The organism is Streptomyces sichuanensis (genome assembly GCF_020328095.1).
GTDB lineage: Bacteria > Actinomycetota > Actinomycetes > Streptomycetales > Streptomycetaceae > Streptomyces > Streptomyces cinnamoneus.
Genome location: NZ_JAIXMK010000239.1, coordinates 1 through 3,245, shown reverse-complemented (window position 1 = coordinate 3,245; position 3,245 = coordinate 1). Strand labels below are relative to the sequence as shown.

3 protein-coding genes are annotated in these 3,245 nt (G+C 75.4%); all 3 read left to right on the top strand.

What is annotated here, in order from left to right:
- Positions 1-1,185, top strand: a 1,185-nt coding sequence (locus LE181_RS31600; protein WP_225665023.1) for a resuscitation-promoting factor, incomplete at its 5' end; no start/stop codon positions are given.
- Positions 1,182-2,063 carry a 16S rRNA (adenine(1518)-N(6)/adenine(1519)-N(6))-dimethyltransferase RsmA gene (gene rsmA, locus LE181_RS31595; RefSeq protein WP_225665021.1) on the top strand — a complete coding sequence of 294 codons (882 nt, stop codon included), beginning with the start codon at positions 1,182-1,184 and terminating at the stop codon, positions 2,061-2,063. The genes LE181_RS31600 and rsmA, both read left to right, overlap by 4 nt.
- The gene (locus LE181_RS31590; protein WP_225665018.1) at positions 2,060-2,986 is read left to right on the top strand and encodes a 4-(cytidine 5'-diphospho)-2-C-methyl-D-erythritol kinase; all 927 of its coding nucleotides are present in this window, start codon (positions 2,060-2,062) and stop codon (positions 2,984-2,986) included. The genes rsmA and LE181_RS31590 overlap by 4 nt, the downstream gene beginning before the upstream one ends.
- Positions 2,987-3,245: the final 259 nt, after the last annotated feature.

Sequence of the window (3,245 nt, the reverse complement as noted above, 5' to 3'; positions counted from 1 at the left end):
GCCGTTCCCGGTGGCCGGGCCGCCGCCCGCCGCGCGGCGGCGGAGCGCAAGGCGGCCGGTGACCGCCGCAAGCGCCCCGCCTCCCGCGAGCGCACCGACCCGCTGCGCCGGCTGCTGCCGCAGGCCCTCGTCGTCGCGTTCCTCGCCGGCGGCACCTCCGCCTTCGTCGCCAGCGACAAGTCCGTCCAGCTCAGCGTCGACGGCCGGCCCCGCACGCTGCACACCTTCGCGGGCGACGTCGAGGAGCTGCTGGCCGACGAGGGCATGACCGTCGGCGAGCACGACATCGTCGCCCCCGGCCCCCACCACGACCTGGCCTCCGGCGACCGCGTCATCATCCGCTACGGCCGTCCCGTCGCCCTGACCCTCGACGGCGAACGCCGCCAGGTGTGGACCACCGCCCGCACCGTCGACGGCGCCCTGCGCCAGCTCGGCGTGCGTGCCGAGGGCGCCTACCTCTCCGCCTCCCGCTCGGCGCCCATCGGACGGCAGGGCCTGGACCTGGACGTGCGCACCGAGCGCAGCGTCACCTTCATGGCCGACGGGCGCGAGCGCACCGTCCGCACCAACGCCGCGACCATCCGCGAGGCCATCGAGCAGGCCGGGATCAGCCTGCGCGGCCAGGACACCACCTCCGTCGACCCCGACAGCTTCCCGCGCGAGGGCCAGACCGTCTCGGTCATGCGCATCACGGGCAGCCGCGAGGTCCGCGAGGAGCCCATCGCCTTCACCACCGAGCGGCGCGAGGACCCCGCCCTCTACAAGGGCACCGAGGTCGTCGCGCAGCGCGGCGAGAAGGGCGTCGAGCGCGTCACCTACGAGCTGCGGACCGTCAACGGGGTGAAGCAGAAGCCGCGGCGGATCTCCTCGGAGACCGTGAAGCAGCCGCGCACCGAGATCGTGAGCGTGGGCACCAAGGCCCGCCCCACCTCGGTGCAGGGCGCGGACGGCCTGAACTGGTCCGGCCTCGCCCAGTGCGAGGCGGGCGGCCGGCCCAACGCGGTGGATCCCTCCGGCACGTACGGCGGGCTGTACCAGTTCGACGTGCGCACCTGGCACTCCCTCGGTGGCAGCGGCCGGCCCCAGGACGCGTCGGCCCAGGAGCAGACCTTGCGGGCCAAGAAGCTGTACGTCAGCCGGGGGGCGAGCCCGTGGCCCGTGTGCGGCCGTAAACTTCACGGGTGAGCTCCAGCCCCAGCACAGACGATTCCGGCGCCCTGCTCGGCCCGGCCGACATCCGCGAACTGGCCGCCGCCCTCGGGGTCCGCCCGACCAAGCAGCGCGGCCAGAACTTCGTGATCGACGCCAACACGGTCCGGCGCATCGTACGGACCGCCGAGGTGCGGCCCGATGACGTGGTCGTCGAGGTCGGGCCGGGGCTCGGGTCGCTGACCCTGGCCCTTCTGGAGGCCGCCGACCGGGTCACGGCCGTCGAGATCGACGACGTGCTCGCCGCCGCCCTCCCCTCGACCGTCGCCGCCCGCATGCCCGCCCGTGCCGACCGCTTCGCGCTCGTGCACAGCGACGCCATGCGCGTCACGGAGCTGCCGGGCCCGGCGCCCACCGCGCTGGTGGCCAACCTGCCGTACAACGTCGCCGTGCCGGTGCTGCTGCACATGCTGGAGCAGTTCCCCAGCATCGAGCGCACGCTGGTGATGGTCCAGTCCGAGGTCGCCGACCGGCTCGCCGCCCGGCCCGGCAACAAGGTCTACGGCGTGCCCTCGGTCAAGGCCAACTGGTACGCCGAGGTCAAGCGGGCCGGTGCCATCGGCCGCAACGTCTTCTGGCCGGCGCCCAACGTCGACTCCGGCCTCGTCTCGCTGGTGCGCCGCGACAAGCCGATCGAGACCACGGCCACGCGCGAGGAGGTCTTCGCCGTCGTGGACGCGGCCTTCGCGCAGCGCCGCAAGACGCTGCGCGCCGCGCTGGCCGGCTGGGCCGGTTCCGCCGCGGCCGCCGAGGCCGCGCTGGTGGCCGCGGGCGTCTCGCCGCAGGCGCGGGGCGAGGCGCTGACCGTGCACGAGTTCATCGCCATCGCCGAGCAGAAGGACGCCGCGCAGTGACCGCTCCCGTCACCGTCCGGGTACCCGCCAAGGTCAACGTCCAGCTGGCGGTGGGCGGGCTGCGGCCCGACGGCTTCCACGACCTGGCCAACGTCTTCCTCGCCGTGGGCCTGTACGACGAGGTCACGGTCGCCCCGGCGGAGGAGCTGCGCATCACCTGCTCCGGGCCGGACGCCGCCCAGGTGCCGCTGGACCGCACCAACCTGGCCGCACGCGCCGCGCTCGCCCTCGCCGCGCGGCACGGCCGGGACGCGAACGTCCACATCCACATCGCCAAGGACATCCCGGTCGCGGGCGGCATGGCCGGCGGCAGCGCCGACGGCGCGGGCGCGCTCGTCGCGTGCGACGCGCTGTGGGGCACGGGCGCCTCCCGCGAGGAACTGCTGGAGATCTGCGCGGAGCTGGGCAGCGACGTCCCCTTCAGCCTGGTGGGCGGCGCCGCGCTCGGCCGCGGGCGGGGCGAGCTGCTGACGCCGCTCGACGTCGGCGGCACCTTCCACTGGGTCTTCGCCGTCGCCGACGGCGGCCTGTCCACGCCCGCGGTGTACGCGGAGTGCGACCGGCTGCGCGAGGCGTCGGGCACGGGCGCGAGCGCCGCCGAGGTACCGGAGCCGGAGGCGTCGGAGGACCTGCTGGACGCCCTGCGGACCGGTGACGCGGCGACCCTGGCCGCCGCCGTCGCCAACGACCTCCAGGCCGCCGCCGTCTCCCTGCGCCCGTCGCTGGCCGCCACGCTGGCCGCGGGGACGGACGCGGGGGCGCTGGCCGCGCTGGTCTCCGGCTCCGGGCCGACCACGGCGTTCCTGGTGGCGGGCGAGGCCGAGGCGGAGAAGGTGGCCGACGCGCTGCGCGCCTCCGGCACCTGCCGCGCGGTGCGCATGACGTCGGGGCCCGCAGCGGGCGCGACGGTGCTCACGGCATGAAGCCGGACGGGCCGTAAGGGCCCGGTGAACGCAGGAACGTGAAGCGGCGCAGGTGCCCGGAGGCACCTGCGCCGCTCGTTCTGCCGTACGCCCGCCGGAGGGTCAGATGCGGACGGTGTAGCCGTACCCGGCGCCCGCGGCGATGCGGCCCCAGCCGGTCCAGCCGCCCCGGCCGTCGCCGCCGTTGTTGATCCAGACGTCGACGGCGCCGTTGTCGTCCACCACGGTGTAGTCGGCCTTGCCGTCGCCGTTGATGTCG